Genomic DNA, 25,562 nt, shown 5'->3' with positions numbered 1-25,562 from the left:
ATCCATGAAACGCTTCTACGAGTGGTTTCGCTTCCCGAGTAAACGTGAGTTGAAACACCATGCCGTAAAGAAAACGTGCAGGTCAGAATGTAAAACCGCGCATTAGGGACACCCTGGCCGCTCGACCTGGCAAATTCCATTCGGAAACAATGGCGTACCGCTCGCCGGCTCGGACACGTCGTCGACCGGATGTGGGCAGCGTCATCCCTGCCCCGGATTCGCTTACCGCTGCGCGAAATTCACGCCGGGCGTTGTTCGAAGGTGCGCCGGTATTCGACCGGCGTGACCCCGACGACCGCGGCGAAGTGCCTGCGCAGGTTGGCTGCGGTGCCGAGGCCGCACATCCGGCTGATCCGATCGATGCCGAAATCGGTGGACTCGAGCAAGGATTGCGCGCGGGCCAGGCGCTGGGTCAGCAGCCACTGCTTCGGCGTCGAACCGATCGACTGCCGTAGCCGCCGGTGGAAGGTGCGCGGACTCATGGTGGCGCGCGCGGCGAGCAGTTCGACGGTGAGCGGCTCGTCGAGGTGCGCGATGGCCCATTCCAGCGCGGGGCCGAGGTCGGCTTCGGCCCGTGCCGAGACGGACAGGTCGACGAACTGCGCTTGGCCGCCGGCCCGGTTCGGCGGCGCCACCAGCCGCCTGGCCAGCCGGTTCGCCACGGCGGCGCCGAAGTCGCGGCGGACCAGGTGCAGCGAAAGATCCAGCGCGGCGGTCATTCCGGAGCTGGTGAGGATGTCACCGTCGTCGACGTAGAGCGCGGACTCGTCCACCTCGGCGGCGGGGAAGCGGCGGGCCAGCACCGCCGCGTGCTCCCAGTGCGCGGTGACCCGGCGGCCGTTCAGGAGACCCGCCGCGCCCAGGACGAAGGCGCCGTTGCACAGCGCGACCATCCGCGCGCCGCGCCGATGCGCCTCGACCAGGGCGTCGAGCAGTTCCGGCGGCACCGGGCGATCCTCGGTGGCGCAGTCGTAGGCGATCGACGGCACGAAAACGGTATCGGCCGAGACCAATTCGGCCGCCCCGTGCTCGGCGCGCAGGAACGCGCCGTGCCCGATGACGGATTCACCCGCCTCCGGCAGTACCGAACAGATCCGCAGGTCGTACCAGGGATCGGCGAGGTCGGGCTGGGGCGTGCCGAAGATCGCGCCGATCACGCCGAGTTCGTAGAGGTCCCAGGGATGCAGCACACCGGGTGTGACGGCGATGGCGACGGTATGGCCGGTCATGCCCGCCAGGATATGGCGGGAACCGTTCGTCATGCGTCGGTCCTGCCACTCGTGCGGGCCGCCCGGCCGGCGAAAACTGAGCACCGGGCACCCACCCGACGAACTCACGGATCTACGGAGGAACGCATGACCAGCGACCACACAACCGCGCGGGTGACGGTGCTCGGGCTCGGGCGGATGGGTTCGGCGATCGCCGAGCGCTACCTGCGCGCCGGCTACCCGACGACGGTGTGGAATCGGACGCCGGGGCGGGCAGCGCACCTGGACGAGCTCGGCGCCGAACGCGCCGAATCCCTCACCGCCGCACTCGCGGCCGGCGAACTGATCGTCCTCTCGCACATCGACACCGCGGGCGTGGCGGCGCTGCTCGAAACGGTCCCCGACGCGGTGGCCGGACGCACGGTGCTGAACGTCTCGACCGGTCGCCCCGGCGACGCCCGCGCACTCGGGGCCTGGATGGCCGCGCGCGGCGGGCGATTCCTGGACGGCGCGATCCTCGGCATGCCCGCGACCCTGGGCACACCCGGCGCGCTGATTCCGTACAGCGGATCGGCGGAGGCGGCCGACGAGCACCGCGCGACGATCGCGGAATTGGGTGCCGCGACCTACCTCGGCGCCGACGCCGGACTGGCGGCGCTGCACGACATGGCGGTGCTCGCGGGCATGTACGGCATGTTCGGCGGCTTCTTCCAGGCGACGGCGATGCTCGGCGGCGAACCGACCACCGCGCACCGGCTCACCACCGAGTTCCTGGCGCCGTGGCTGCGGGCGCTGCTCGACGTCCTGCCCACCCTGGCCGCCGAACTCGACGCGGGCGAGTTCGCGCCGACCTTCGCGAGCATCGCGGAGATGGGCGCGGTGCTGGAGACGATCCGCGGCGTGAGTCGCGAGCAAGGCGTGCCCACCGACCTGCTCGACCCGATGCAGCGACTGCTCGAGACCGGCGTGGCCCGCGGCCTCGGCGCGGACAACTTCACCCGCGCCGTGTCGGTGCTCCGCGACGATCCGGTCCCGGCCTGACCGGAAAACAGTCCGGGCACCCGTACCACCATGTGGTGCGGGTGCCCGTTGTTCATTCCAGCCGGAGCTCAGCGCAAAGCGCGGGCCAGGTTGGCGTCGAGCGCGCCGAGGAATTCCTCGGTGCTCAGGTAGCCCTGATCGCCGCCGACGAGCGACGCGAGGTCCTTGGTCATCTGACCGCCCTCGACGGTCTTGATGACGACATCCTCGAGGGTCTGGGCGAAGCCGATGACCTCGGGGGTGTTGTCCAGCTTGCCGCGGTGCTCGAGCCCGCGCGTCCAGGCGAAGATCGACGCGATCGGGTTGGTGGAGGTCGGCTTGCCCTGCTGATGCTGGCGGTAGTGCCGGGTGACGGTGCCGTGCGCGGCCTCCGCCTCACAGGTCTTGCCGTCCGGGGTCAGCAGCACCGACGTCATCAGGCCGAGCGAGCCGAAGCCCTGCGCCACGGTGTCGGACTGCACGTCACCGTCGTAGTTCTTACAGGCCCAGACGTAGCCGCCCTCCCACTTCATGGAGGAGGCGACCATGTCGTCGATCAGGCGGTGCTCGTAGGTCAGGCCCGCCGCGTCGAACTGGGTCTTGAACTCGGCATCGAACACCTCCTGGAAGGTGTCCTTGAACATGCCGTCGTAGGCCTTGAGGATGGTGTTCTTCGTGGACAGATACACCGGGTAGTTCTGCTGCAGGCCGTAGTTGAACGAGGCCCGCGCGAAATCGATGATCGAAGCCTTGAAGTTGTACATGCCCATGACGACGCCGCCGTCTTCCGGCATCTTCACGACCTCGTGCTGGATCGGCTCGCTGCCGTCCTCCGGCGTGAAGGTGATGGTGACCGAGCCGGCCTGATACACCTTGAAGTCGGTGGCGCGGTACTGGTCGCCGAAGGCGTGACGGCCGATGATGATCGGCTTGGTCCAGCCGGGCACCAGGCGCGGAACGTTGGAGATAATGATCGGCGCACGGAAAATGGTGCCGCCGAGGATGTTGCGGATGGTGCCGTTGGGCGACCGCCACATCTTCTTCAGGCCGAATTCCTCGACGCGCGCCTCGTCCGGGGTGATGGTGGCGCACTTGACACCGACACCGTGGCGCTTGATCGCCTCGGCCGCGTCGACGGTGACCTGGTCGTCCGTCTTGTCCCGGTATTCGATGCCCAGGTCGTAGTACTCGAGATTCACATCGAGGTACGGGTGGATCAGTTTGTCCTTGATGAACTGCCAGATGATCCGGGTCATCTCGTCGCCGTCGAGTTCGACGACGGTACCTTCAACCTTGATTTTGGACATGGATCTTCGTGTCCTCCTAGGATGGTGCCCTCATTGCACGGCCAGGTGAACACGCTTGTGAGCGGACCCCAGCTGTTCCAACAGACAACGTATATGCCCCGCGTTGTCCGCGAGACGTGTGGTGCAAACAAGACAAGCGTACTGCTGCCGATGATCGTGGTGTGCGGGCAGCCCCCCGAGTGAGAAACCCCACGAACTTACTGACTGGTAGGTCATTCCGCAATTCGTCGCCCGTCCCACCCGACGACCTCGGTCCGCGCATCGCCGAGCTGGCGATACGCGGACCGAGGGTAGTGCGGGAAATTCTCAGACGCCGACGTGCACCGGGCGCGCCCCGTCCTCGGAACCTTCGATGAGGTTCTCCGGCCGGTCCCGGATCATGAACGCGATGACCGGAACGGCGGCGAGGAAGAACCCGGCGCCGACGTAGAACGCCACGTCGTAACTGTGGATCGAGGCGCGGGCGATCAGGTTGTCGATCGTCGCGTGACTCTCCGCGTAGGACTTGGCGGTCTGCACCGAGATGGTGGTCAGCAAGGCCGTGCCGACCGCGCCACCGACCTGCTGCGCCGCGTTCAGCAGCGCACTGGCCACACCGGAGTCCGCCTCCTCGACCTGGTGCAGCGCGACCGTCTGCATGCCGACGAACAGCGGACCCATGCCGAGCGCGATCAGCACCTGCGCGGGCAGCACGCTGGCGGCGTAGCTGTCGCCGAAGCCGAGCTGGGCCAGCCACAGCAGGCCGAGCACGCCGAGCACGGCGCCGGCCACCATCAGCGGCCGCGGGCCGAGCTTCGGCAGCAGCGCACTGGTGATACCCGCGGAGATCGCGATGCCGGCCGGGAAGGGCAGGAACGCGAAGCCCGCCTTGAGCGAGGAGTAGCCCAGGGTGATCTGGAAGTAGTAGCTCAGGAACAGGAACATGGCGAACATGGCGATCGGCACGAGCAACGCCGCGAGGAACGCGCCGCCTCGGTTGATCTCGCCCGGAATGTGCAGCGGCAGCAGCGGATTGGCCGAGCGCCGTTCGATCACCACGAACGCGATCAACAGCGCGGCACCGGCGATGAGCAGGCCGAGGGTGCTGCCGGCGAGCCAGCCGTCCTCGGCCGCGCGGCTGAAGCCGTAGACGATCGAGATCAGGCCGAGCGTCACGGTGACCGCGCCGGGCACGTCGTAGCCGCCGGTCCGCGGGGCGGGCACATCCCTGACCACCCAGGCCAGCGCGCCGACCAGGGCGAGCAACGCGATCGGGGTGTTCACCAGCAGGCACCAGCGCCACGAGGCGTACTCGGTGAGCGCGCCGCCGGCGATCAGGCCGAGCGCGGCGCCACCGGCGGAGATGCCGGCGAACACGCCGAACGCGGTGGCCCGCTCGCGCGCCTCGGTGAAGGTCACCGACAACAGCGACAACGCCGCGGGGGCGAGCAAGGCCGCGAACGCACCCTGGAGCGCGCGTCCGGCGAACATCTCCGCGCCGTTCTGCGCGAGACCGGCAAGTGCCGACGCGGCGGCGAAACCGACCAGGCCGACGATGAACATCCGGCGCCGGCCGAGGTAGTCGGCCAGCCGGCCGCCGAGCAGCAGCAGGCCGCCGAAGATCAGCGTGTAAGCGGTCAGCATCCACTGCTTGTTGCCGTCGCTGATGCCGAGGTCCTGCTGGGCGAAGGGCAGCGAAATGGTCACGATGGTGGCGTCCAGCACCACCATGAGCTGGGCCAATGCGATCACGCCGAGGGCGAACCAGCGTGCCGAACTGCCTTGTCTCTGGGGAACTTCTACCGCTTGCGCAGTGTCGGTCACGGTCATCTCCTCTTCGTTCGAACTCGGTGGCTATCCTGTCAGCAAGCGACATTTGGCGTCAAGAGCAAAATGTCGCAGTACGACATTTGGCGGTTAAAGACACGAAAACAACCGGTTGCGATAAGGTGGGAACATGCTCGAGTCAGCGACGCCGACGGGCGCGAGTGCCGCAGCGGACCCACATCCCGGCCTGCGCGAACGCAAGAAGCAGCAGACCCGGTTGCGGATCATCGAGGTCGGGCTGAACCTGTGCGACACACAGGGTTTCGACGCGACGACGGTCGAGCAGATCGCCAACGCCGCGGACGTCTCGCCGCGCACGATCAACCGGTACTTCGACAGCAAAGAGGACATCGTCCTCGGGCCGGTGCAGGACTTCGGCCAGGCCGTCGCGCAGGCGCTGCGCGAACTCCCGACCGGTGGCAACGAATTGGAATCGCTGCGTACGGCGTTCTTGCAGGTGATCGACCGAGCCGTCAGCGAACCCGGCGGCGGGCCGGTCTCGTTCCGGCAGTTCCAGCAGATGCAGCGGATCGTGCGCAGCAGTCCCGCGGTCAGCGCGCGCAGCATCGAGCACGCCGACAACAAGAACATCGCCATCGCCGCGGTGGTCGCCGAACGACTCGGCACCACGCCCTGCGCGCTGCCGGTGCGGCTGATCCTCGGCTCCTGGCAGCTCATCGGTCACCTCGCGATGGAATGCGGGGAGAGCATGTTCGACTACGACGATCTGCACGAGGCCGCGACCGCGGGACGCAACTCGTTCTGCGCGGCGTACGACGAGTTCGCCCGGATCTGCGGCGGCGCGCGGACCAGCACTTCCGGCTGAGTTCGCGGATAGGTTTCGGCCGTCGCGGGACGGCCGGTTATGATGCCCTCAGGTCATGAGTGCCAGCGCGAAGCCCCGGCTCGCTGGACGGCAACCCTCCAGCAGCGGTGGGGTGCTCCGGGTGATGACCGGGCTCTCGAAGGTCGAGAGCAAGCGCGCTTTCAGGAGGTTCCCGAAATGTGTTGTTGTCCTTCGCCCAAATCCCGATAACCCTCGTAGTTCTGGCGAACAACCCTTTTCTTTGGAGCAAAGCTCATGAGTGATTCCACCGTGCCCGCGGCCGACGTCGATCCCACCGCGCAGTGGTCCTTCGAGACCAAGCAGGTGCATGCGGGGCAGGCCCCCGACGGCACCACCGGCGCCCGGGCCCTGCCCATCTACCAGACCACCTCGTACGCCTTCCGCGACACCGACCACGCCGCGGCGCTGTTCGGACTCGCCGAACCGGGCAACATCTACACCCGGATCATGAACCCCACCCAGGACGTGGTCGAGCAGCGCGTGGCCGCGCTCGAGGGTGGTGTCGCGGCGCTGCTGCTGGCTTCCGGCCAGGCCGCGGAGACCTTCGCGATCCTGAACCTGGCGTCCTCGGGCGACCACATCGTGTCCAGCCCGCACCTCTACGGTGGCACCTACAACCTCTTCCACTACTCGCTGCCCAAGCTCGGCATCGAGGTGTCCTTCGTCGACGATCCCGACGACCTGGACCAGTGGCGGGCCGCGATCCGCCCGAACACCAAGGCGTTCTACGGCGAGACCATCGCCAACCCGAGCAGCGCGATCTTCGACATCCCCGGCATCTCCGCGATCGCGCACGAAGCCGGGCTGCCGCTGATCGTGGACAACACGGTGGCCACCCCGTACCTGATCCAGCCGCTGGCGCACGGCGCCGACATCGTCGTGCACTCGGCGACCAAGTACCTCGGCGGGCACGGTTCCGCGGTGGCCGGCGTGATCGTCGACGGCGGCAACTTCGACTGGACGGTGACCGACGCGCAGGGCCAGCCGCGCTTCCCCGGCTTCACCACGCCGGACCCGAGCTACCACGGTGCGGTGTTCGCCGATCTCGGCGCGCCCGCCTTCGCGCTCAAGGCGCGCGTGCAGTTGCTGCGCGACCTCGGTTCGGCCATCTCGCCGTTCAACGCGTTCCTGATCAGCCAGGGCATCGAGACGCTGAGCCTGCGGGTCGAGCGGCACGTGGCCAACGCCAAGGCGGTCGCCGAATTCCTGACCGAGCAGCCGGACGTCACCAAGGTGATCTACGCCGGTCTGCCGGATTCCCCGTGGTACGAGCGTGCGCGGCAGCTGGCGCCGAAGGGGCCCGGCGCGATCGTCGCCTTCGAACTGCGCGGCGGTGTCGATGCGGGCAAGAAGTTCGTGGACGGATTAACCCTGCACAGCCATGTGGCTAACATCGGAGATGTGCGCTCCCTCGTGATTCATCCCGCGTCGACCACACACTCACAGCTGACGCCCGAAGAGCAACTGCTCGCCGGCGTCACCCCGGGTCTGGTGCGCTTGGCGGTGGGCATCGAGGGAATCGACGACATCCTGAGCGACCTGCGTGCCGGTTTCGCGGCGGCGGCGACGTGACGTTGAGTACCGAACCGAGTTTCGCCCGTTCGTCCGGGGTGGCCCTGCCACCCCCGGACGGGCGGCTCGGCATCATCGCCATCGGGGATATCACGCTGGAGAGCGGCGCGGTCGTCCCGCAGGTCCACCTCGCCGTGCAGCGCTGGGGCGAGCTCTCCCCCACGCTGGACAACGTGGTGCTGGTCGAGCACGCGCTGACCGGTGACTCGCACGTGGTCGGCCACCCGGACGACATCCACCCGCTGCCCGGCTGGTGGGACGGGATGGTCGGACCCGGCTGTCCGCTCGACACCGACGAGTGGTGTGTGATCGCGACGAACGTGCTCGGCGGCTGCCAGGGCAGCACCGGGCCGTCGACCCTCGCGCCGGACGGAAAGCCTTGGGGCTCACGGTTTCCGGGAATCTCCATCCGCGATCAGGTGGCGGCCGAGGCGGCCCTGATGGACCGGCTGGGCATCGAGCGGCTGGCCGCCGTGGTCGGCGGGTCGATGGGCGGCATGCGGGTGCTGGAGTGGATGGTCGGCACGCCGGACCGGGTCGGCTCCGCGCTGGTACTGGCCGTCGGCGCGCGCGCCACCGCCGACCAGATCGGCACCCAGACCACCCAGATCGCGGCGATCAAGGCCGATCCGGACTGGCAGGGCGGCGATTATCACGACACCGACCGCGCGCCGATGACCGGCATGGGCATCGCCCGGCGGATCGCCCACCTGACCTACCGCACCGAGGACGAGCTGGATCACCGGTTCGAGAACGGCGCGCAGGGTGCCGAGGATCCCTGGCGCGGCGGCCGGTACGCGGTGCAGAGCTACCTGGACCATCAGGCCGACAAGCTGTGCGGGCGGTTCGATCCCGGCACCTACGTGCTGCTGACCGAGGCGATGAACCGGCACGACATCGGCCGTGGACGCGGCGGGGTGCGGGCGGCGCTGGCTGCCACGCCGGTGCCGTGTGTGGTCGGCGGGGTCGACTCCGATCGGCTGTATCCGCTGCGCACGCAGCAGGAACTCGCCGAGGGACTGCCGGGCTGCGACGGGCTCGAGGTCGTGCACTCGCGCGACGGGCACGACGGATTCCTCACCGAGGCCGCGGCCGTGTCCAAGCTGCTGACCGAAACGATGCGGCTGGCCCAGCAGAGCCGTCAGCCCACCAGCTGAATCCACTTGGCGCACAGGAGTATCCGCGCGACTAGTCGGTGGTAGGCGCGCCGACCAGTAGGCGAACGATGGCGTGGACGAAGCCCTGTAGTCGTTCGCGTGGGTATTCGTCGGGCTCGCTGACCGCCAGTCGGCCGAGCATCTCGGCGACCTGGAGCAGTGAGTTGGTGAGCAGCGCGGAATCCACTCCGGCCCACCGGGGTTCGAGCGCGGTGCCGACGCGGACCAGCGCTTCGGCCTGATCGAAGATGCCCGCGCGCGAATTGCGCAGTGCCTCACGGTATTCGTCGGGTGCGTTGCCGGGCCCGGCGAGGATCAGCCGCCAGCGGGTCGGATTCTCCAGCGCCACACCGACGAACGCCTCGACCGTGGCCGAGGCGGCGACCACCGGGTCGGCGCCCATCAGATCGGTCGGCAGGGTCTCGGCGACCTGCTCGAGACCGCGCTCGCGCTCGCGTTCCAGCAGCGCCGCAACGAGTTCCGCGCGGGTCTTGAACACGGTGTAGAGCACCGGCTTGCCGACGCCCGCCGCCTGCGCGACCGCCTCCATGCTCAGCTCGTGCAACTCCACCCGGCTCAATACCTCGAAGGCGGCGTCGAGCAGCTGGGCCCGGCGCTGCTCGGGCGGCAGCCGCGGCGCATAGCGCCGGCGCGGCCGGTCCGCCGCGGTGCGCGATGTGGTCACTGCCGTTGCACCTCCATACGGTCCATCCTGACAGCATCCCGGCTCGAACCCGAATCCTTCCGGACACAAATGCTACGCAACCGTTGTATTCATTGCGCGCAATTGCTACGGTTGCGTTGTATTCATCCCCGGTGCCGGGGCGATCACCGCAAAGGAGCACGTGATGCACTTCGATCCGACCACCCTGCGCCGGGACGACTACGGGTTCTTCGGTCCAGATTCGCCCAGCTGGAAGGTCTGGACCGCGCCGACCGCGGTCATCGGCTTCCAGCGCGCCGTCGTGCTCGAGCATTTCGACCCGTTCCTCACCGCGGCCGTCGCCGACTCGCGCGGCATCTACAGCGACCCGCGCAAGCGCCTCGACCACACCTTCTCCTACTTCCTGATCGCCGCGATCGCCGACGGACGCACCGCCATCCAGGCGGCCGAGCACCTGATGCAGATCCACGCGCCGATGACCGGCATCGAACCGATCAGCGGAAACCGCTACAGCGCGAACAGCCCGGACACCCAGCTGTGGATCCACATCACCGGCTGGCATTCCGTACTCAAGGCCTACGAGGTGTTCGGCCCCGGACTGACACCGGAGGAGGAGACGCGGTTCTGGCAGGAGTGCGCCATCGCCGCCGAGTTGCAGACCTGCAAGCCCGAGGACGTGCCGCGCTCACGCGAAGAAGTGCGCGCGTACTTCGAGCGGGTGCGCCCGCGCCTGTGCACCTCCGAACGGGCCGAGGAGGGCATGCACCATCTGCTGTGGACCTCGCCGCGCAACGGTGCGGGTCTCTCGTATTTCGTTGGCAGCAGGCTGCTTTCGCTCGCTTCGGTGGCGACCCTGCCGAAGTGGATGCGCAAGCTCGGGCGGTTCGATCGCTGGGGCGTCGTCGATCTCGCGGTTCGGCTGCCCGCCAAGGTGCTGGTCTGGGGATTCAGCCGGTTCAACTCGTTCGGGCTGCTGGTCGCCGCGCCGTTCATCGCGCCGATGGCGGGGCAGATCCTGAAGGAGCACCTCAACGCGGCGCCGCCGGCCCGGCTGGAGACGGTCAGCCCGGCCGAGGCCCGCGCCCTGTACGGCAGTCGATCCGGACGCGCGGCACTAGTCGCCGAGCCGGCCTGAGTTTCGGGATTCGGCCGCCGTATCGCGGGGTGCGGCGGGCGACTCACCGAATTGGTTTCCGCCACAGCGGGTTTGCGGCACGTCAGCGGTTGCCTGCCGCCGCGCGCCGCGCCTGTTCGATCAGGTTGATGTTGGTTTCGATCCACTCGCGCAGGGCCGCGATAGGCGTGCGCAGGCTGTGGCCGAGATCGGTCAGGGTGTAGTCGACGCGCGGCGGCCCGGTGGGATGCACTGTGCGGGTGAGGAATCCGTCCGCCTCCAGTGCGCGGAGCGTCTGCGTCAGCATCTTCTGCGAGATTCCCTCGATGCGCTTGTGCAGATCGGTGTAGCGCATGGTGCCCTCGGCCAGCGCGTCGATGATCAGCCGCAGCCGTTGGAGGCACCGGTCGTCCTGGTCTTCGTCGCCGATCCGACGGCCTGGCAGGACAGCAATGCAGACATCGCCGAACTGGCCTCGCGCAACGGCGCGTGGAATCCGGAGTTCACCGCGATGTTTCACTCGCGCAGTGAGTTTCATTCCTTGCGAGAACGCGGACTGCTCCGGGAGAACGCGATGATCGCGGCCACCTACGTCATGCTCGCCGCCACCGGCCTGGGCCTGTCCTCGGCTCCGATGAACGGCCGGGACCCCGACCTGGTCAAGCAGGCCATCGGCATCGGCGACCGGGACGATCTGGCCATCGCGGTCCTGGTCGCCGTCGGCTACAGCGATACCACCCCGCCACACCCCGGCCGCCGCCCGCGCAACCAAGCCGTCTTCACCGAGCAGTACACCACCTCCCGCCGCACACCTCTCGATTTCCCGCGCACGCAATCGCCTGCGATTCGGTGTGCGGGAAATCGGAAGGTGTGCGGCTAGCCGATGCCGAGGGTGTTGATGGTGGCGGCGATGAAGACGATGGCGGAGCCGAGCAGGGTGAGGGCGCCTACGTCGAAGGGCTTGCTGCGGACGGCGAGTAGGCCGACTCTGGCGGTCGGGAGGCACAGGCGGAAGGCCGCGGCCAGCAAGGTGGCCCCGCCGAAGAACAGCGCGCCGCGGCGCCACCGATCCTGCGCCACGAACACGATCGCCACCGCGATGACCAGCGCCACGACGACCATCGGCAGGTGGCTGCGCAGGAACTGGGAGCCCAGATTGCCGGCCCGCTGGTCCACGGTGGAGGTATTGGCTTCCGTCACTCCCCGATTCTCGCAGACATCGTCCTCACCGCGCCGTAGACGGGCTCTACTACCGGGCGTAGTTTGGATGCAGAGGCGATGATCCGACCTGGGAGGGTGGGCAATGCGAGCGTTGACCCGGATTCGGCACTATCTGACGGCGGTGCGGCAGGCGAAGCGGCACCGGTCCGATCTGGCCGGATGGTTGCTCCGGCGGCCACAGATCTTGTTCGGCACCATGGTGTTCGAGACGGCACTGCTGCTCACCAACCGGTTGGATCCGAAGCTCAAGGAACTGGCCGAACTGAAAACCGCAGGCCTGGTGAACTGTGAGTTCTGCCTGGACATCGGCTCCGCGCTGGCCCAGTCGTCCGGCCTCACCGAACAGAAACTCCTCGACCTGCCGCGCTACCGAACCAGCGACGCCTACACCGATCTGGAAGTCCTGGTCATCTCCTTCGCCGAGGCCATGACCGCCACTCCCGCCGTCAATCTCGACGACTTACGCGCCGCCTTGCTGACCCACCTGTCGAAATCCCAGCTCGCCGAACTCGCGAGCGCCATCGCCTGGGAGAACCAGCGCGCCCGCCTCAACCAGGGCCTCGGCGTACGCCCGACCGGCATGGCCGAGGGCGGAGTATGCGCCCTGCCGGAGCGCCCGCCGAACTGAATACGTCGATTTTGGATGGGGTGTCGCGCTCGGTCGGCGCGGGTCGACGGAGTGGTCGAGTGAGCGCCTGATTGACTGTCTGCCGTGTTCCGACTGATGTTTCATGAGCCCGCGATTCCGGGGAATACCGGTAATGCGATCCGGCTGGTCGCTGGGACCGGGTGCGAGCTGCACTTGGTCGAGCCGTTGGGATTCGATCTCTCGGAGGCGAAGCTGCGGCGGGCCGGGCTGGATTACCACGACCTGGCGTCGGTGACGGTGCACAAGGATCTCGCGGCGGCGTGGGCGGCGGTGCGGCCGGAGCGAGTGTTCGCGTTCACGACGCAGGCGACGACGAGCTACGCGGAGGTGGCGTACCGCGAAGGTGACGTGCTGCTGTTCGGCACCGAGCCGACGGGGTTGCCCGCCGTGGTGCTCGAGGATCCGCATGTCACCGATCAGCTGCGCATTCCGATGCTGCCCGGCCGCCGGTCGATGAACCTGTCGAACGCCGCGGCGGTCGCGACCTACGAGGCCTGGCGGCAGCTCGGCTTTCCCGGCGGAGTGTGAGAACGCTTGCCGCGCAAGCTTTTCAGCGATCGATGCCGAAGCCCCTACGGCTGTTCGGTTTTATGATCGCCCGGACCGTTTCCGGCACTCTGCTCTCCTGTCGCCGCGCTGCCCACGGGTGCTGTAACCGGCGCGGCCGCAGCGCTTTCCGCGGGCGCGGGCCGCGGACCGGCCGGTGCCGATTCTGCCCGATCGCGCTTACCGCGCCGCAGCACCGCGCGCACGATGCCCCAGATCACGGCGGCCAGCACCACCAGGAAGCCGAGCCACGGCAGCGCCTTACCGGTGAACACGACCGCGTCCTTCAGCCAGTCCACCAGCGAGTTCCAGCCGGCGACGATGCCCTCCCAGAAGTTGTCGGCGCGCTCCTCCTGGGCTTTGGTGGTCGCGGTGGTGACGTCGATATTCAGGGTGGACAGCGAGACCTCGTCGTCGAGATGCTTCTTCTGCGCGGTCAGGCTGTCGAGTTCGCCCTGACGGCTGGACAGCGCCTGCTCGGCGTTGAGCAGATCGGCGGTGTTGGTCGCGCCGGCGATGAGCCCGCGCAGCCGGTCGACGGAGGCCTGCAGCGCCTTGATCCTGGCGTCCAGGTCTTCCCACTGCATGGTCACGTCGTCGCGGTTGGTGTGCACCCGGGTGATCCGGCCGAGGCCGCCGAGCCCGTCGATGAACGCGTCGGTCTTGTCCGCGGGCACCCGGACGGTGAGCGTGGCGCTGGGATCGTTGTCGTCGGTGCCGGGCTGTTCGGTCCGGCTGTCCACCCGGCCGCCGGCCTCGCGCACCCGGTCGGCGATCCGGCCCGCCACATCGATCGGCTTGCCCGCCGTCATCTCGACGCTGCCGGTGACGACTTCCTTACGGGTGGTGACGGTTTCACCGCTGCCGGTGTTGTTGTCCTTGCGCGCGGGACCTTGATCACGCAACCCCGGTGGCGTCGCCGCCGGGGCGGGCTCCACGGTGGCGTAGGTCTCGGGCCGTCCCGGTGCCGACGGGACCCGCTTGGCATTGTCGTTGTTGCTGCCACAGCCGACGAGCAACGTCAGACCGAGCAGACCGATGCACAGCACAGCAAGCTTCCGCATATTTCGCACAGTAGCCCCTCCAACTGGGCGAACAGCCCGACATAACCGTTCTCTAGAGGGCTTCTAATACTTCTCTAAAAGTGTGGGCGGCCAGGTCATTCGCGGAGCCGGAGTTTGATCTTCCGGATCCGCGCGGCCAGGGGCGGATGCGTCCCGTAGAGGCTGACCCGCAGCGCGATCAGCGGGGGCAGCGGCCGTTCGTCCCAGCGGCGCAGGGCGGCGGCCAGCGCGCGGCCGTAACCGAGGTCGACCGAGACCCGATCGGCGGCGAATTCGTCACGCCGCTGCTGTGCGCTCCTGGTCAGCGGCTCCACGACCAGCAGGGCGACGATCACGAGCGACGCGGCGAGCCCCACGACCGGCGTCAGCACGACGACCACGACAGGCAGCAGCGCGACCGCCACGACCAGGCGAACGTACAGCGCGAGCGGACCGAAGAGACCGGCTATCCGGCCGGCCCTCCGGCACAGCGCCCACAGGACGCGGCCGGGCAGCGCCAGCCAGGTGTCGAGCAATCGCACCCGGGGATCGACGTTGATGTGGTGTCCGAGCTCGTGCGCGAGAACCGCTTCGAGGTGCCGGGGTTTGAGCCCGGCGAGCGCCGAACTCGTCACCGCGACAATACGACTCGGCACGGCGTAGGCATTCGGCTCGTCGGATTGCTCCACCCACAGCGAATACGGCCAGCCGTCCAGTCCGGGTGCGCTGGTGACCTTCGCCCAGGCGGCGGCGAGGCGTTCGTCTTCGGGTGGGATCGGGCGGCGGAACTTGAAGGTCTTGGCGAATCGCTCGCGGCTGGGGGTGAACCAGGCCATGTCGAAGAGGATGATCCCGAAGAACACCCACACCACCGCGGCGGTGATCGCCAGCCAAATTCCCGCCCACGCCCCGAGGGTGAGAATGATTGCGACACTGAGCAATACCGTGGGCAGGGCGAGCACCAGCGTCAACCCCACCGCCGGATAGCAGGCCGAGCGGGTGGTGGCGCGCTGGGGCGAGCCGGCGGTGGACGGCGCAGGCATGGCAGCTCCCCGATGTGTCGAACGGGCCCGCGCTGGGCAGAACCCTCAATCCTACGACGACAGCCATCCGGTGAAAACCGAGTTGTCCGGCGACTCAGCGGAAGTCGCGCGACTTCGAATCCACGCGCAGATCCATCCGCTGCAGGTGTTCGGCGACGACACTGACCGCTCCCTCGGCGTTCTGCACGCGACCGCGGATGAGCAGGGCGGGAGCGCTCTGCGCCAGACGGCGGAAGCGGGCCCACAGGCCGACCGAGCAGACGACGTTCACCATGCCGGTCTCGTCCTCGAGGTTGATGAAGGTGACGCCCGCGGCCGTGGCCGGACGTTGACGGTGCGTCACCGCCCCGCCCACCAGCACTCGCGACCCGTCGCGCACGGCGAGCAGCCCGGCGGCCGGAATCACGCCGAGCGCGTCGAGCCGCGGGCGCAGGAACTCGGTGGGATAGCTGCCCGGGGAAACGCCGGTGGCCCAGACGTCGGCGGCGGCCAGTTCGAGATCGCTCATGCCGGGCAGCACGGGCGCGGCGGTGGCGGCACCGGTGCCGGGCAGTCGATCCGGGCGTTCGCCCGCGGCGGCGCCGGCCGCCCACAGCGCTTCCCTGCGGGTGCTGCCCAGACCGCCGAGCGCGCCCGCGGTGGCGAGCGATTCCGCCTGGACGACGGTGAGTTCCACGCGTCCGGTCAGGTCGAGGAAGGAGGTGTACGGGCCTTGATCGCGGGCGGCGACGATCTTTTCCGCGAGGTCGGCGCCGATGTGCCGGATCGCGGCCAGGCCGAGGCGCACCTGGGTGCCCGCGTGCTCGAGGGTGGGCTCGGCGCGGCTGGCGTTGATGTCGGGGCCGTGCACCAGGACTCCGTGCCTGCGCGCGTCGGCGACCAGCGATTGCGGGGAGTAGAAGCCCATCGGTTGCGCGCGCAGCAGACCGGCGCAGAAGGCCGCCGGATGATGCAGCTTGAACCACGACGAATAGAACACGATCGAAGCGAAACTCTGCGAATGGCTTTCCGGGAAGCCGAAATTCGCGAACGCGTAGAGCTTCTCGTAGATGCGGTCGGCGATCTCGCCGGTGATGCCGTGCAGGTCGCGCATGCCCTGGTAGAAACGTTCTTTCAGCCCTTCCATGCGTTCCGGGGAACGCTTGGAGCCCATCGCGCGGCGCAGCTGGTCGGCCTCGGCGGCGGTGAAACCGGCGATGTCGACGGCCATCTGCATGAGCTGCTCCTGGAACAGCGGAACGCCGAGCGTGCGGGACAGCGAATTCTCCAGCGCCGGATGGTCGTAGGACACCTCCTCGCTGCCGTTGCGCCGCCGGATGTAGGGGTGCACCGAACCGCCCTGGATCGGGCCGGGCCGGATCAGCGCCACCTCCACCACCAGGTCGTAGAACTCGCGCGGCCGCAGCCGGGGCAGCGTAGCCATCTGCGCCCGCGACTCCACCTGGAACACGCCCACCGAGTCGGCGCGGCAGAGCATGTCGTAGACGGCGGCTTCCCGCAGATCGAGCTTGTGCAGCTCGACGATCTCGCCGGTGTGCTCGCGCACCAGGTCGATCATGTAGTGCAGCGCGGAAAGCATGCCGAGGCCGAGCAGGTCGAACTTCACCAGATCGACGGCGGCGCAATCGTCCTTGTCCCACTGCAACACGCTGCGGCCGGGCATGCGCGCCCATTCCACCGGGCAGACGTCGGCAATGGGGCGGTCGCAGATCACCATGCCGCCGGAGTGGATGCCGAGATGCCTTGGCAGTCCCTCGATCTCGGCGGCCAGCTCCAGCACCTCGGTGGGGATGTCGGTGCCGGTCTCCCCGCCGACGCCGTTCCACCGGCTCACCTGTTTGCTCCACGCGTCCTGCTGGCCCGGCGAAAAGCCCAGTGCGCGTGCGGCATCGCGCACCGCGGACTTGCCGCGATAGGTGATCACATTGGCGACCTGAGCGGCGTACGCGCGGCCGTACTTGGCGTAGACGTGCTGGATGGCCTCCTCACGGCGGTCGGATTCGATGTCGACGTCGATATCGGGCGGGCCGTCGCGTTCCGGGGCAAGGAAGCGTTCGAACAGCAGGTTGTTGGCGACCGGGTCGACATTGGTGATGCCGATCGCGTAGCAGACCGCCGAGTTGGCCGCCGAACCCCGGCCCTGGCAGAGGATGTCGTGTTTCTTGCAGAAGGTGATGATGTCGTGCACCACCAGGAAGTAGCCGGGGAAGTCCAGCTTGTCGATCACCGCGAGTTCGTGCTCGATCTGCTGGTATGCCTGCGGGTTTCGTTCCGGCGGGCCGTAGCGGGCGGCGGCCCCGTCGTACGCGAGCTTGCGCAGCCAGGACTTCTCGTCGTGCTCGGCGGGCACCTCGAACGGCGGCAGGTTCGGCGCGATCAGCTTCAGGTCGAAGGCGCATTCGCGGGCCAGCGTGGCCGCGTTGCGCACCGCCTGCGGGCAGTCGGCGAACAGCCGTGCCATCTCCGCGCCGGAGCGCAGGTGCGCGCCGCCGGCCGGGGCCAGCCAGCCGGCGATCTCGTCCAGGCTCTGCCTGGCCCGGATCGCGGCCAGCGCCATGGCCCGGCGGCGCTGGCCCGGCGCGGCGAAATGCGCTCCGGTGGTGGCGATCACGGGCAGGCCCAGGCGATCGGCCAGGGCGATGAGGTGGGCGTTGCGTTCGTCGTCCTCCGGGATGCCGTGGTGGGTCAGCTCCACGCTCACCCGGTCCTCGCCGAACCGTTCGGTCAGGTCGCGCAGCGCGGCCTCGGATCGCACGAGACGTGTACTGCCCGAATGTAAATCGTCCGCGAGCGCTTGTCGCAGGTGACCTTTCCGGCAGCCGGTCAGGATCTGCCACTGCCCCTCGGCGGCCGCGGTGAGCACGTCGAGGTCGTAGCGCAGGATGCCCTTCTCCCCCGCCGCCATGTGCGCGGCCGAGATCTCCCGGGACAGCCGGCGATAGCCCTCCTGCCCCCGGGCCAGCACCAGCAGGTGCGGCCCGGCGGGATCGGGAGATCCGGTGCGCGGCATGGAATCCGGTGCCCCGGCCTGCGCGGTGCCCAGCGACAGCTCGGACCCGAAGACCGTCGGCATGCCCAGCTCCCTGGCCGCTTCCGCGAAGCGCACGGTTCCGTAGAAGCCGTCGTGATCGGTGAGCGCGATCGCCTCCAGGCCGAGCCGCACCGCCTCCTCCACCAGTTCCTCGGGCTGGCTCGCGCCGTCGAGGAAGCTGTAGGCCGAGTGCGCGTGCAGCTCCGCGTACGGCACGGTCGGCCGGTCGGCGGGCGGTGCGGGCTCGGCCAGATAGTCCCCGCGCTTGCGGGACCAGGCCGGGCTGTCGCCGCCGTCGCCGGGGTACATGGCCTCGGGGTTGGTCCGGCCGGGCCGGCCGGAGAGCACGCGCTCCAGTTCCGACCAGGTAGGCGGCCCGTTGCTCCAGCCCACCGCGCACCTCCTCCGGACGGGTCAGCTGGTCGGCAGCGGCGCCGTGGAGCCTTCGGCGAGCGCCGCGTCGACCTGGTCGAGCCCCGCGCGGATCAGGGCGCCGTAGGCGTCGTTGGCGAGGACGTCGAGGTGACCGCGGGCGATGGCCAGTTGCATGCGAGCAGCCTCGAAGTCGCCGACCCGGCGGTGGCTGTCGGCCAGGTTGAGATACAGCGACGGCAGGAAGCTGCGCAGGCCCTCGTCCAGCGGAATGCCGGGGCCGAACACCGCGGCCAGCGCGCGGCGATCCCAGAGCAGCGCGGCGGCCGGCGTGTCCTGCAGGTCGGCGAGGTGGTGCGCAATTACGCAGCGGTGCAAGGGATCACCGCCCTCACCGATCTCGTCCCACAACTTCTCCAGTGCCTGTCGCGCCGCCGCTTGGTCCCCACCACCGAGCCGCACCGCGGCAAAGATTTCCGCCATCCGATCGTCCGCCATGCGCAGAGTATCGCACATATGTTCGATGGATTTCGAGAGGTTGTTCGACCCGTGTTCACCACCTCGACCCCAGCCCGGAAAAGTGACACATTCCACTTGGCGGGTAAACTTACTTCGGAGTAAGTTCATGCTCACCAACCCCGCAAAGGAGCAGCGATGAGTGCATCCGCTGACGCCGGACCGCCCGAGAACCGGCGCGGCCGCCGCAACCGTGACATCTCCGGGCGGCATGTCCTGATCACCGGCGCTTCCTCCGGCATCGGCAAGGCGGCGGCGATCGCCGTCGCGGGCAAGGGCGCCACCGTGTTCCTGCTCGCGCGCCGGGCCGACGAGCTCGCGTCCGTGGTCGAGGAGATCAAGGCGGCGGGCGGCAGCGCGTACGGATATCAGTGTGACGTCACCGATTCCGACTCGGTCGACCACGCGGTGAAGACCATCCTGGACGAGCACGGTCACGTCGACATGCTGGTGAACAACGCGGGCCGGTCCATCCGCCGCGCCATCCACCGCTCCACCGACCGGCTGCACGACTTCGAACGCACCATGGCGGTCAACTACTTCGGCGCGCTGCGCATGACGCTGGCCCTGCTGCCGCAGATGCGCGAACGCAAGTTCGGCCACATCGTCAACATCAGCAGCGCGGGCGTGCAGGTGGCGACCCCGCGCTTCGCCGCGTACCTGGCCAGCAAGGCGGCCCTGGACAAGTTCGCCGAGGTGGCCTCGGTCGAGACCATGGCCGACGGCGTCACCTTCACCACCATCCACATGCCGCTGGTGCGCACCCCGATGATCACCCCCAGCGGCAACCAGGGCCAGCCCGCCGAATCCCCCGAGTGGGCGGCCGCGACCATCGTGCGCGCCCTGACCGAGCGCCCCAAGCGCATCGACGTGCCGATCGGCACCTTCGCCGAATACGGCGCCCTGCTCACCCCCAAGTTCCGCGACCGCATCCTGCACCGCTACTACCGCGCCCTCCCGGACTCCCCCGCCGCCAAGGGCGAACTGGTGGAAGAAACCGAAGACAACGCGGAACCCGCTGTGCCCGAACGCGACCCACGCCCCCGCTCGGCCGCCCGCCGAGCCACCGGCACCGCGCTGCGCCGCGCGGCCCGCTGGGTCCCCGGAACCCACTGGTAGGCGTCTATCGATGCCATTGCACGGGACATGGCAGTGGTGTTGGGCGGGTGGGTATTTCGTGGTCTCGCGCTCGAAGTGGTCAGGTGGTGGGGAGCTGTTCGATGGTGTCGACGGCTAGGGCGGTTGCGGGTTTGGGGGTGGCGCCGCAGCTGGCTTGGCGGGGCGGGAAGGCGATGGTGCGGGCGGTTACTCGCCAGCGGCGGCCGTCGCGGTGGGTGACGAGGGCGGCACCGGCCGCGGTGGGGTTGGGCAGGGGCGCATCGGCTGCGGCAGAGTCAGGCGGGGGTGACGGGTCGGGGGTGACGGTGAGGTCGGTGGTGGTGGCGGGAATCTGTTCGCGCACAGCGACTTCCGCGAGTTGGTGCAGCGGCGGGTAGCAGCTGCGGCCGCGCAGGCCGGTCAGCGAGACCTCGTCGCGGCGGGCGGCCTCGACCATCTCCTCGGCGGTGGCGGCATCGAGCCGGCCGTAGGTGAGCCCGGAAGGCAGCAGGACCAGGGCGGGGGCGAAGCGGTGACCGCCGGTGTGCGAGCACTCCCACACTTGCCCAGGGTATTTCGTGGCCAGCTCGGCGGCGATGGGGCGGCCGAGCCGGGCGCAGCACTGGTCGCGTTTGCCGTGGGCGCACACCAGCACCAGCGGATCGTGTACGGGCACACCGATTCCCGGCGGCGGACCGTTCAGCAAGTCCAGCTCGAGGTCGAGCAGCTGGTTCAGGTCGGTGATCTCCAAGCGTTCACACCAGGAGCCCTCTGGACGCGAACTGGCGAGCAGAACCGTTCGGGTGCCGGTGAATTCGTTGCGACCGGGGCGGCGGATCAGGGTCGGGCGCACGTGTGCGGCGGCGGTGCGGGCGGCCAGCTCGGGCGTGAGTTCCGGGCCGAGCACCGCGTCGCCGATCACATCACGCCCCCACGCACCAGGATGTTCGACGCACAACCAGCCGGTCACCCGGGTGGCGGTGCCGGGCAGCGGAATCTCCGCCGCGGCGGCCGAACAGGGCATTCCGTCGAACGCGACCGCGGGCGCGCTCGGCTCGGCCGTACGCAGGATGTCGCTCACGCCGCGAGGAACGGGTGCACGACGGCCGCGAACTCCCGATAGCGGTCGCGGTGGATGCTGTGGCCGCCGGCGAAGGCGGTGACCGCGCAGTCGGGGATGGCGGCGCGCATGAGCTCGAGCTTGGCGGGGTCGACCATGCCGCCGGGGCCGCCGCGCAGCACCAGCGTGCGCGCGGTGATGCCGGGCAGCCGGTCCCACCACTCCGGGTTCGGCTTGCGGAACTGTTCCAGCGCGGTTCTGGTCATGGACCGGTCGAAGGCGAGCACCGCGCGCGGATGCCTGGCCAGGCTGCTGGTGGCGTGCCAGAGTTCCGGCACGGTCGGGAAACGGCGGGTCAGCCGCACTTCCTCGGCGCCGGACCGCAACGGCAGCGGGCACTCCTCGATGACCAGGCGACGGACCAGCTCCGGGCGCTCCTGCGCGACGCAGGAGACCGCGTAGCCACCGAGCGAATGGCCGACCAGATCCACCGCCGACAGTTCCAGGTGTTCGCACAGCTTCCGCACGTCGGCGCCGAATTCGTCGAACCGATACGAATCGGTGTGCGAGCTGCGGCCGTGTCCGCGCAGGTCGGGAATGATGACCCGGCGCCCGGCCTGCACCAGTTCGCGGGCGAACCGATCCCAGGTGTGCCCGTCCCCGCCCATGCCGTGCACCAGGACCACGGGCACGCCGGAACCCGCGCTCGCCCCGGAGTCCCGGTAGGCGATCCGCACGTCACCGAGGTCGAGTCTGGTCACCGTGAGATCCACGATCTTCGAGAATACTGGTGTTACCGGCGGCCGGCCTGGAACTTGTTGCGGGGATCACCCGAGCCGAGCACCACAGCGCAGGTCAGCCGCCTACCGGGGAGAAATCCGCTGGCGATTCCGATCGCGCCGCGAAATACTCCGCGCATGCCGTCATTCGCGGACTACGACCGCCGAAACTACCCCACCGTCGATGTCGCCACCGGATACGACGGATGGGCGCCGACCTACGAGCAGACCGTGATGGACGAGATGGATCTCGTGCTGCTGGCTCAGCTGCGGCGGGCGGAGTGGACGCGGGTGCGGCGGGCCGCCGACCTGGGCTGCGGGACCGGGCGGACCGGGGCTTGGCTACGCGCACAAGGGGTTTCGCATATCGACGGGGTCGATGTGAGCGCGGGCATGCTGGCCCGGGCCGCGACGCGCGGGGCGCACACCACGCTCACCCAGGCGGACGTGCGCGACACCGGACTCGACAGCGGCGCTTACGATTTGGTGATCGCGTCGTTGATCGACGAGCACCTCCCCGAGCTGGCGCCGTTCTACGCCGAGGCCTGGCGGCTGGCCGCGCCCGGCGCGCGCTGCGTCCTGGTCAGCTTCCATCCGCAGTTCATGATGACGACCGGGATGCCGACCCACTACACGCCGCAGGGCGGCGAACCGGTGGCGATCAGCACGAACCTGCACCTGCTCAGCGAGCACGTGACGGCGGCGCTGGACGCGGGCTGGGTGCTCGGCGAGCTCGCCGAGACGCTCATCGACGACACCTGGCTCACCGCCAAGCCGAAATGGAAAGAGCTGCGCGGGCAACCGTTCACGATGGCGACGGTGTGGTCGCGGCCTCAGTCGTAAAGTCCTTCCGCACGCCAGATCTCGTCGTGATAGACGAGCAGCAGCACCCGGACGTCGGACGGTTCGCCGTCGAGCTGGACCTGCGCGCGAGCGGTGAAAGTGGTTGGAGCATCGCTGTTCCCGGCCGACTCCGGAACCCACCAGCGCTCGTCCACCGGCCACGGGCCCGCCCAGCCGGTCAGCCGCCACTGCCTGCTGCCCCAGCGCAGCAGCGAGGGATCGGCGTTGAACAGGGATCGCTCGGTGACCTGGATCGGCGCACCGTCCACCGCTTCCAGATGGACCAGCGGAAGGCTGAGCAACAGCAGCGCGGGCGCGGGTTCGGGCAGCCGGCCCGGCCACGGCAAGGCCGGGTCGGCGGCGGGCACGGGTTCGTCGCCCAGCGCGACCAGGGTGATCCGCTCAGCAGGCCCGCGCCCGCCGCTGAGCACGCCGACCCGCACCGCTTCGCCGCCGAGCAGGCCCTGCACCCGGGTCAGCGCGCGCCGGGCCCGCTCGTCCTGCTCGCCGACGCCGCCCCACAGTCCGAGCTGTAGCGCGCCGGCCGCCACCACCTCCACGGGTTCCAAGCGCAGCAGGGTGACCGGTGCGGTGGGACGGTCGCGCCGGGTGAGCCAGCCGTCGAGCTGCCAGCGCACCCGGTCGGCGGTGCCATCGGGGGTCAGCGGTTCCGCGCACCGCCAGATCCGGGAAAGCTCCTCCCCCGCATCGGTTTCCGCGAAGATCGACAATCGGGTGCAGGCCAGCCCGGCGTTCGACAGCACGGCGTGCAGCTCGGCGGCGAGCATGCGACCGGCGAAGGCGGCGGCGTCGACCCGCTCGATCGGCGGGTCGCAGCGGTACTCCACGGTCAGGTCCTTGGGTGGCAGCTGCGCGGAGGGCGGGCGCTCGGGTTGCGCCCGCGCGCAGCGATGCGCGAGCACGGCGTCGGCGCCGAACCGCGAGGCGACCTCCCCCGCGGTCAGCGCGGCGAAATCGCCGATCCGGCGTAATCCCAAGCGGTGCAATAGATCCACCAGGTCGGCGCGCTCCGGCGCGGCCAGGCTCGGCTCGACCGCGAGTTCGCGCACCGGCATCGGCGCGAGAAACTTCGCGCCCGCCCCGGCGGGCACGATCGCGCCGCGCCGGGCCGCGATCACCGCCGTGGACAGCTCGTCGGCGATGCCGATCTGCGCCTCCACCCCGGCGGCTGCCGCCGCGTCGACCAGCCGCTCGGCCGCCTCCTCCTCGGACCCGAAAAACCGTGCGGCGCCCCGTGCCCCGAGCACCAGCAGGCCCGGCCGTAGCACCTCGACCCCGGGCACCGTCGCGTCGACGGCCGCGACCACGGGCTCGAACAGCCGCGCGTCCCGATCCGGATCCGCCTGCGCGAGAAACAGATCCGGGCACCGCGCCTGCGCCTCCCGCCGCTTCAACCCGCGGCGCACCCCGTCGCCCCGCGCGATCGCCGAACACGCGATCACCCGATTGGCGAAGAGCACCGCCACCGGCTGGGTCGGGGGCAACCGCGCCACCGCGGCGGCGGCGACCGCGGGCCAATCCGGGCACCACAGCGCCAATACCCGCGCCGCGCCTTTCTCTCGGCCGGGCAGAATCACGATGCCACACCACACATTTCGGCACCGCCACGAGCGGCCGAAGCCGTCACGACGCCGCCTCACTGGCGTCTACCGGCGCGACGGTGCGGGTCACCGTTTCGGGCCGGGCCCATTCGACGCGACCGGCGTTCGAGCGCAGGTCCAGCCGCCCGCGGCGGAGCGGTCCGGCCTTGCCGCGCACCTCGACCTCGAGACCGAGCGAGCGCAGCCGGCCGCGGCCGTGACCGAGCCCCGCGTATCCGGCGATGCGGGCGTCGAGGTGCAGGGCGGCGCCGGGCCAGCGGCCGTCGGTGACCACGAGGGTGGCGCCCTTGTTGCGGGCGCGGGCGGCGATCACCCGGGTGCGGGCCGGCGCGACGGCGGCCCCGCCGAGGCCGAGCACGACCAGGTCGAGCCCGTCGAGCAACACGGCGGCCACTTCCACCGGGTCGGGGCCCGGATCGGGAATCACCGCCAATCGCTCCAACTGGGCGCCCATCTCCACCGCGGCGAGCAGGCCCAGCCGGGGCACGCCGACCACCGCGGCGTGCCCGCCGTCCTCGGTCACCGCGGCGAGCAGGCCGGCCAGCAGCGAACGCGCTCCCGTGTAGGACACGACGGAGCCCTTGGCCAGGCCGCCGCCGGGCAACAGTCCAGCGAGCGCGGGCGGCACCGCGAGCGACTCCCGTCGCAGCTCGGCCTCGAGCGGAATGCGCTCGGCCGCCGCCTCCCCGCGACCGGGGATGGCCGCCATTCTCCTGCGCAGCTCAGCCAGCGTTGGCGGGCTCTCCCGGGCTGCCTCGCCCGGCCGCGCATGCGGTTGTGCCCCCTCCTGCGATTTCGCTTCCGAACCCATCCCTACCACCTACTTCCCACGATGGACCCGAGGCGAGCACCGGTTCAGCTATCGATCTGTATCGAATATACGTTCGATATCTACTCAGTAGAAACCGACCCCCGGGTTCCGTCAAGTGCCCACTCCCCGCACCGCGATTTCGAAACGATGCCGTTGTAAACCGACGCGCGGTCTGTGCGCACTCGTTATCCCGGCAGGTAGGCAAGACGACCGGTGTCACAGTGACGAACACG

24 protein-coding genes and 1 riboswitch are annotated in these 25,562 nt (G+C 69.4%); of the genes, 10 read left to right on the top strand and 14 right to left on the bottom strand.

What is annotated here, in order from left to right:
• Positions 1–239: 239 nt before the first annotated feature.
• Entirely contained in the window at positions 240–1,262 is a 1,023-nt protein-coding gene (locus ACFYO1_RS38155) for a GlxA family transcriptional regulator (protein ID WP_387242586.1), read from the bottom strand.
• On the opposite strand from ACFYO1_RS38155, the gene ACFYO1_RS38150 reads away from it, so the two are divergent.
• Complete coding sequence (locus tag ACFYO1_RS38150) at positions 1,182–2,249, top strand: NAD(P)-dependent oxidoreductase (RefSeq protein WP_387242583.1); 1,068 nt, start codon at positions 1,182–1,184, stop codon at positions 2,247–2,249. The genes ACFYO1_RS38155 and ACFYO1_RS38150 overlap by 81 nt on opposite strands.
• A 68-nt stretch (positions 2,250–2,317) precedes the next feature.
• On the opposite strand, the gene ACFYO1_RS38145 is transcribed toward ACFYO1_RS38150, so the two are convergent.
• Positions 2,318–3,535: an NADP-dependent isocitrate dehydrogenase gene (locus ACFYO1_RS38145; RefSeq protein WP_357386468.1), complete on the bottom strand. Its 1,218-nt coding sequence runs from the start codon at positions 3,533–3,535 to the stop codon at positions 2,318–2,320.
• A 306-nt stretch (positions 3,536–3,841) separates the two neighbouring features.
• The gene (locus tag ACFYO1_RS38140) at positions 3,842–5,344 is read right to left on the bottom strand and encodes an MFS transporter (RefSeq protein WP_387242580.1); all 1,503 of its coding nucleotides are present in this window, start codon (positions 5,342–5,344) and stop codon (positions 3,842–3,844) included.
• A gap of 127 nt (positions 5,345–5,471) precedes the next feature.
• Between ACFYO1_RS38140 and ACFYO1_RS38135 the strand changes: the two genes are divergently transcribed.
• The 3 genes from ACFYO1_RS38135 (at position 5,472) to ACFYO1_RS38125 (ending at position 8,917) form a co-directional block, all read left to right on the top strand.
• Positions 5,472–6,167 carry a TetR/AcrR family transcriptional regulator gene (locus ACFYO1_RS38135; protein WP_387242577.1) on the top strand — a complete coding sequence of 232 codons (696 nt, stop codon included), beginning with the start codon at positions 5,472–5,474 and terminating at the stop codon, positions 6,165–6,167.
• Between the two features lie 51 nt (positions 6,168–6,218).
• A riboswitch (SAM riboswitch) is annotated at positions 6,219–6,329 on the top strand.
• Between the two features lie 93 nt (positions 6,330–6,422).
• Positions 6,423–7,760 (top strand): bifunctional o-acetylhomoserine/o-acetylserine sulfhydrylase, encoded by a 1,338-nt coding sequence (locus ACFYO1_RS38130; protein WP_387242574.1) that lies wholly within the window; start codon positions 6,423–6,425, stop codon positions 7,758–7,760.
• 38 nt (positions 7,761–7,798) lie between these two features.
• Positions 7,799–8,917, top strand: coding sequence for a homoserine O-acetyltransferase (locus ACFYO1_RS38125; RefSeq protein WP_387243167.1), 1,119 nt, complete (start codon positions 7,799–7,801; stop codon positions 8,915–8,917).
• Positions 8,918–8,948: 31 nt separating this feature from the next.
• Here the strand turns inward: ACFYO1_RS38125 and ACFYO1_RS38120 are convergent, their stop codons facing one another.
• Complete coding sequence (locus tag ACFYO1_RS38120) at positions 8,949–9,602, bottom strand: TetR/AcrR family transcriptional regulator (RefSeq protein WP_387242571.1); 654 nt, start codon at positions 9,600–9,602, stop codon at positions 8,949–8,951.
• A gap of 163 nt (positions 9,603–9,765) precedes the next feature.
• On the opposite strand from ACFYO1_RS38120, the gene ACFYO1_RS38115 reads away from it, so the two are divergent.
• Entirely contained in the window at positions 9,766–10,716 is a 951-nt protein-coding gene (locus ACFYO1_RS38115) for an oxygenase MpaB family protein (RefSeq protein WP_387242568.1), read from the top strand.
• A gap of 82 nt (positions 10,717–10,798) precedes the next feature.
• On the opposite strand, the gene ACFYO1_RS38110 is transcribed toward ACFYO1_RS38115, so the two are convergent.
• Positions 10,799–11,050: a winged helix-turn-helix transcriptional regulator gene (locus ACFYO1_RS38110; RefSeq protein ID WP_387242565.1), complete on the bottom strand. Its 252-nt coding sequence runs from the start codon at positions 11,048–11,050 to the stop codon at positions 10,799–10,801.
• On the opposite strand from ACFYO1_RS38110, the gene ACFYO1_RS38105 reads away from it, so the two are divergent.
• The gene (locus ACFYO1_RS38105) at positions 11,030–11,575 is read left to right on the top strand and encodes a nitroreductase family protein (RefSeq protein WP_387242562.1); all 546 of its coding nucleotides are present in this window, start codon (positions 11,030–11,032) and stop codon (positions 11,573–11,575) included. The two genes, ACFYO1_RS38110 and ACFYO1_RS38105, sit on opposite strands and share 21 nt — an antisense overlap.
• On the opposite strand, the gene ACFYO1_RS38100 is transcribed toward ACFYO1_RS38105, so the two are convergent.
• The gene (locus ACFYO1_RS38100; RefSeq protein ID WP_387243164.1) at positions 11,572–11,817 is read right to left on the bottom strand and encodes a DUF3017 domain-containing protein; all 246 of its coding nucleotides are present in this window, start codon (positions 11,815–11,817) and stop codon (positions 11,572–11,574) included. The genes ACFYO1_RS38105 and ACFYO1_RS38100 overlap by 4 nt on opposite strands.
• 181 nt (positions 11,818–11,998) lie before the next feature.
• Here ACFYO1_RS38100 and ACFYO1_RS38095 point away from each other — a divergent pair, with 181 nt between their 5' ends.
• A complete protein-coding gene (locus tag ACFYO1_RS38095) occupies positions 11,999–12,544 on the top strand; it encodes a carboxymuconolactone decarboxylase family protein (protein WP_387242558.1) in 546 nt (181 codons plus the stop codon).
• Between the two features lie 84 nt (positions 12,545–12,628).
• Positions 12,629–13,093 (top strand): tRNA (cytidine(34)-2'-O)-methyltransferase, encoded by a 465-nt coding sequence (locus tag ACFYO1_RS38090; RefSeq protein WP_387242555.1) that lies wholly within the window; start codon positions 12,629–12,631, stop codon positions 13,091–13,093.
• 44 nt (positions 13,094–13,137) lie between these two features.
• Here ACFYO1_RS38090 and ACFYO1_RS38085 read toward each other — a convergent pair whose 3' ends face one another.
• The 4 genes from ACFYO1_RS38085 to ACFYO1_RS38070 form a co-directional block, all read right to left on the bottom strand.
• Positions 13,138–14,175, bottom strand: coding sequence for a DUF4349 domain-containing protein (locus ACFYO1_RS38085; protein WP_387242552.1), 1,038 nt, complete (start codon positions 14,173–14,175; stop codon positions 13,138–13,140).
• A 95-nt stretch (positions 14,176–14,270) separates the two neighbouring features.
• Positions 14,271–15,197: a M48 family metalloprotease gene (locus ACFYO1_RS38080; RefSeq protein WP_387242549.1), complete on the bottom strand. Its 927-nt coding sequence runs from the start codon at positions 15,195–15,197 to the stop codon at positions 14,271–14,273.
• A 94-nt stretch (positions 15,198–15,291) separates the two neighbouring features.
• Entirely contained in the window at positions 15,292–18,621 is a 3,330-nt protein-coding gene (locus ACFYO1_RS38075; RefSeq protein ID WP_387242546.1) for an error-prone DNA polymerase, read from the bottom strand.
• Between the two features lie 21 nt (positions 18,622–18,642).
• A complete protein-coding gene (locus tag ACFYO1_RS38070) occupies positions 18,643–19,098 on the bottom strand; it encodes a hypothetical protein (protein WP_378714773.1) in 456 nt (151 codons plus the stop codon).
• 156 nt (positions 19,099–19,254) lie between these two features.
• Here ACFYO1_RS38070 and ACFYO1_RS38065 point away from each other — a divergent pair, with 156 nt between their 5' ends.
• A complete protein-coding gene (locus tag ACFYO1_RS38065) occupies positions 19,255–20,235 on the top strand; it encodes an SDR family NAD(P)-dependent oxidoreductase (protein WP_387242543.1) in 981 nt (326 codons plus the stop codon).
• Positions 20,236–20,314: 79 nt separating this feature from the next.
• Here ACFYO1_RS38065 and ACFYO1_RS38060 read toward each other — a convergent pair whose 3' ends face one another.
• Together ACFYO1_RS38060 and ACFYO1_RS38055 are read right to left on the bottom strand one after the other, a co-directional pair.
• Positions 20,315–21,238, bottom strand: coding sequence for a sucrase ferredoxin (locus ACFYO1_RS38060; RefSeq protein ID WP_387243162.1), 924 nt, complete (start codon positions 21,236–21,238; stop codon positions 20,315–20,317).
• 53 nt (positions 21,239–21,291) lie between these two features.
• Complete coding sequence (locus ACFYO1_RS38055) at positions 21,292–22,047, bottom strand: alpha/beta fold hydrolase (protein WP_387242540.1); 756 nt, start codon at positions 22,045–22,047, stop codon at positions 21,292–21,294.
• 144 nt (positions 22,048–22,191) lie between these two features.
• Between ACFYO1_RS38055 and ACFYO1_RS38050 the strand changes: the two genes are divergently transcribed.
• Positions 22,192–22,896, top strand: coding sequence for a class I SAM-dependent DNA methyltransferase (locus ACFYO1_RS38050; RefSeq protein ID WP_387242537.1), 705 nt, complete (start codon positions 22,192–22,194; stop codon positions 22,894–22,896).
• Here ACFYO1_RS38050 and ACFYO1_RS38045 read toward each other — a convergent pair.
• Positions 22,887–24,494, bottom strand: a complete 1,608-nt coding sequence (locus ACFYO1_RS38045; protein WP_387242534.1) for a DNA polymerase Y family protein — start codon at positions 24,492–24,494, stop codon at positions 22,887–22,889. The genes ACFYO1_RS38050 and ACFYO1_RS38045 overlap by 10 nt on opposite strands.
• A gap of 46 nt (positions 24,495–24,540) precedes the next feature.
• Complete coding sequence (locus ACFYO1_RS38040; RefSeq protein ID WP_387242531.1) at positions 24,541–25,329, bottom strand: hypothetical protein; 789 nt, start codon at positions 25,327–25,329, stop codon at positions 24,541–24,543.
• Positions 25,330–25,562: the final 233 nt, after the last annotated feature.

Source organism: Nocardia sp. NPDC006044 (assembly GCF_042871115.1).
GTDB lineage: Bacteria > Actinomycetota > Actinomycetes > Mycobacteriales > Mycobacteriaceae > Nocardia.
The sequence above is the reverse complement of the archived record's forward strand: the minus strand, read 5'-3'. Positions and strand labels throughout refer to the sequence as shown.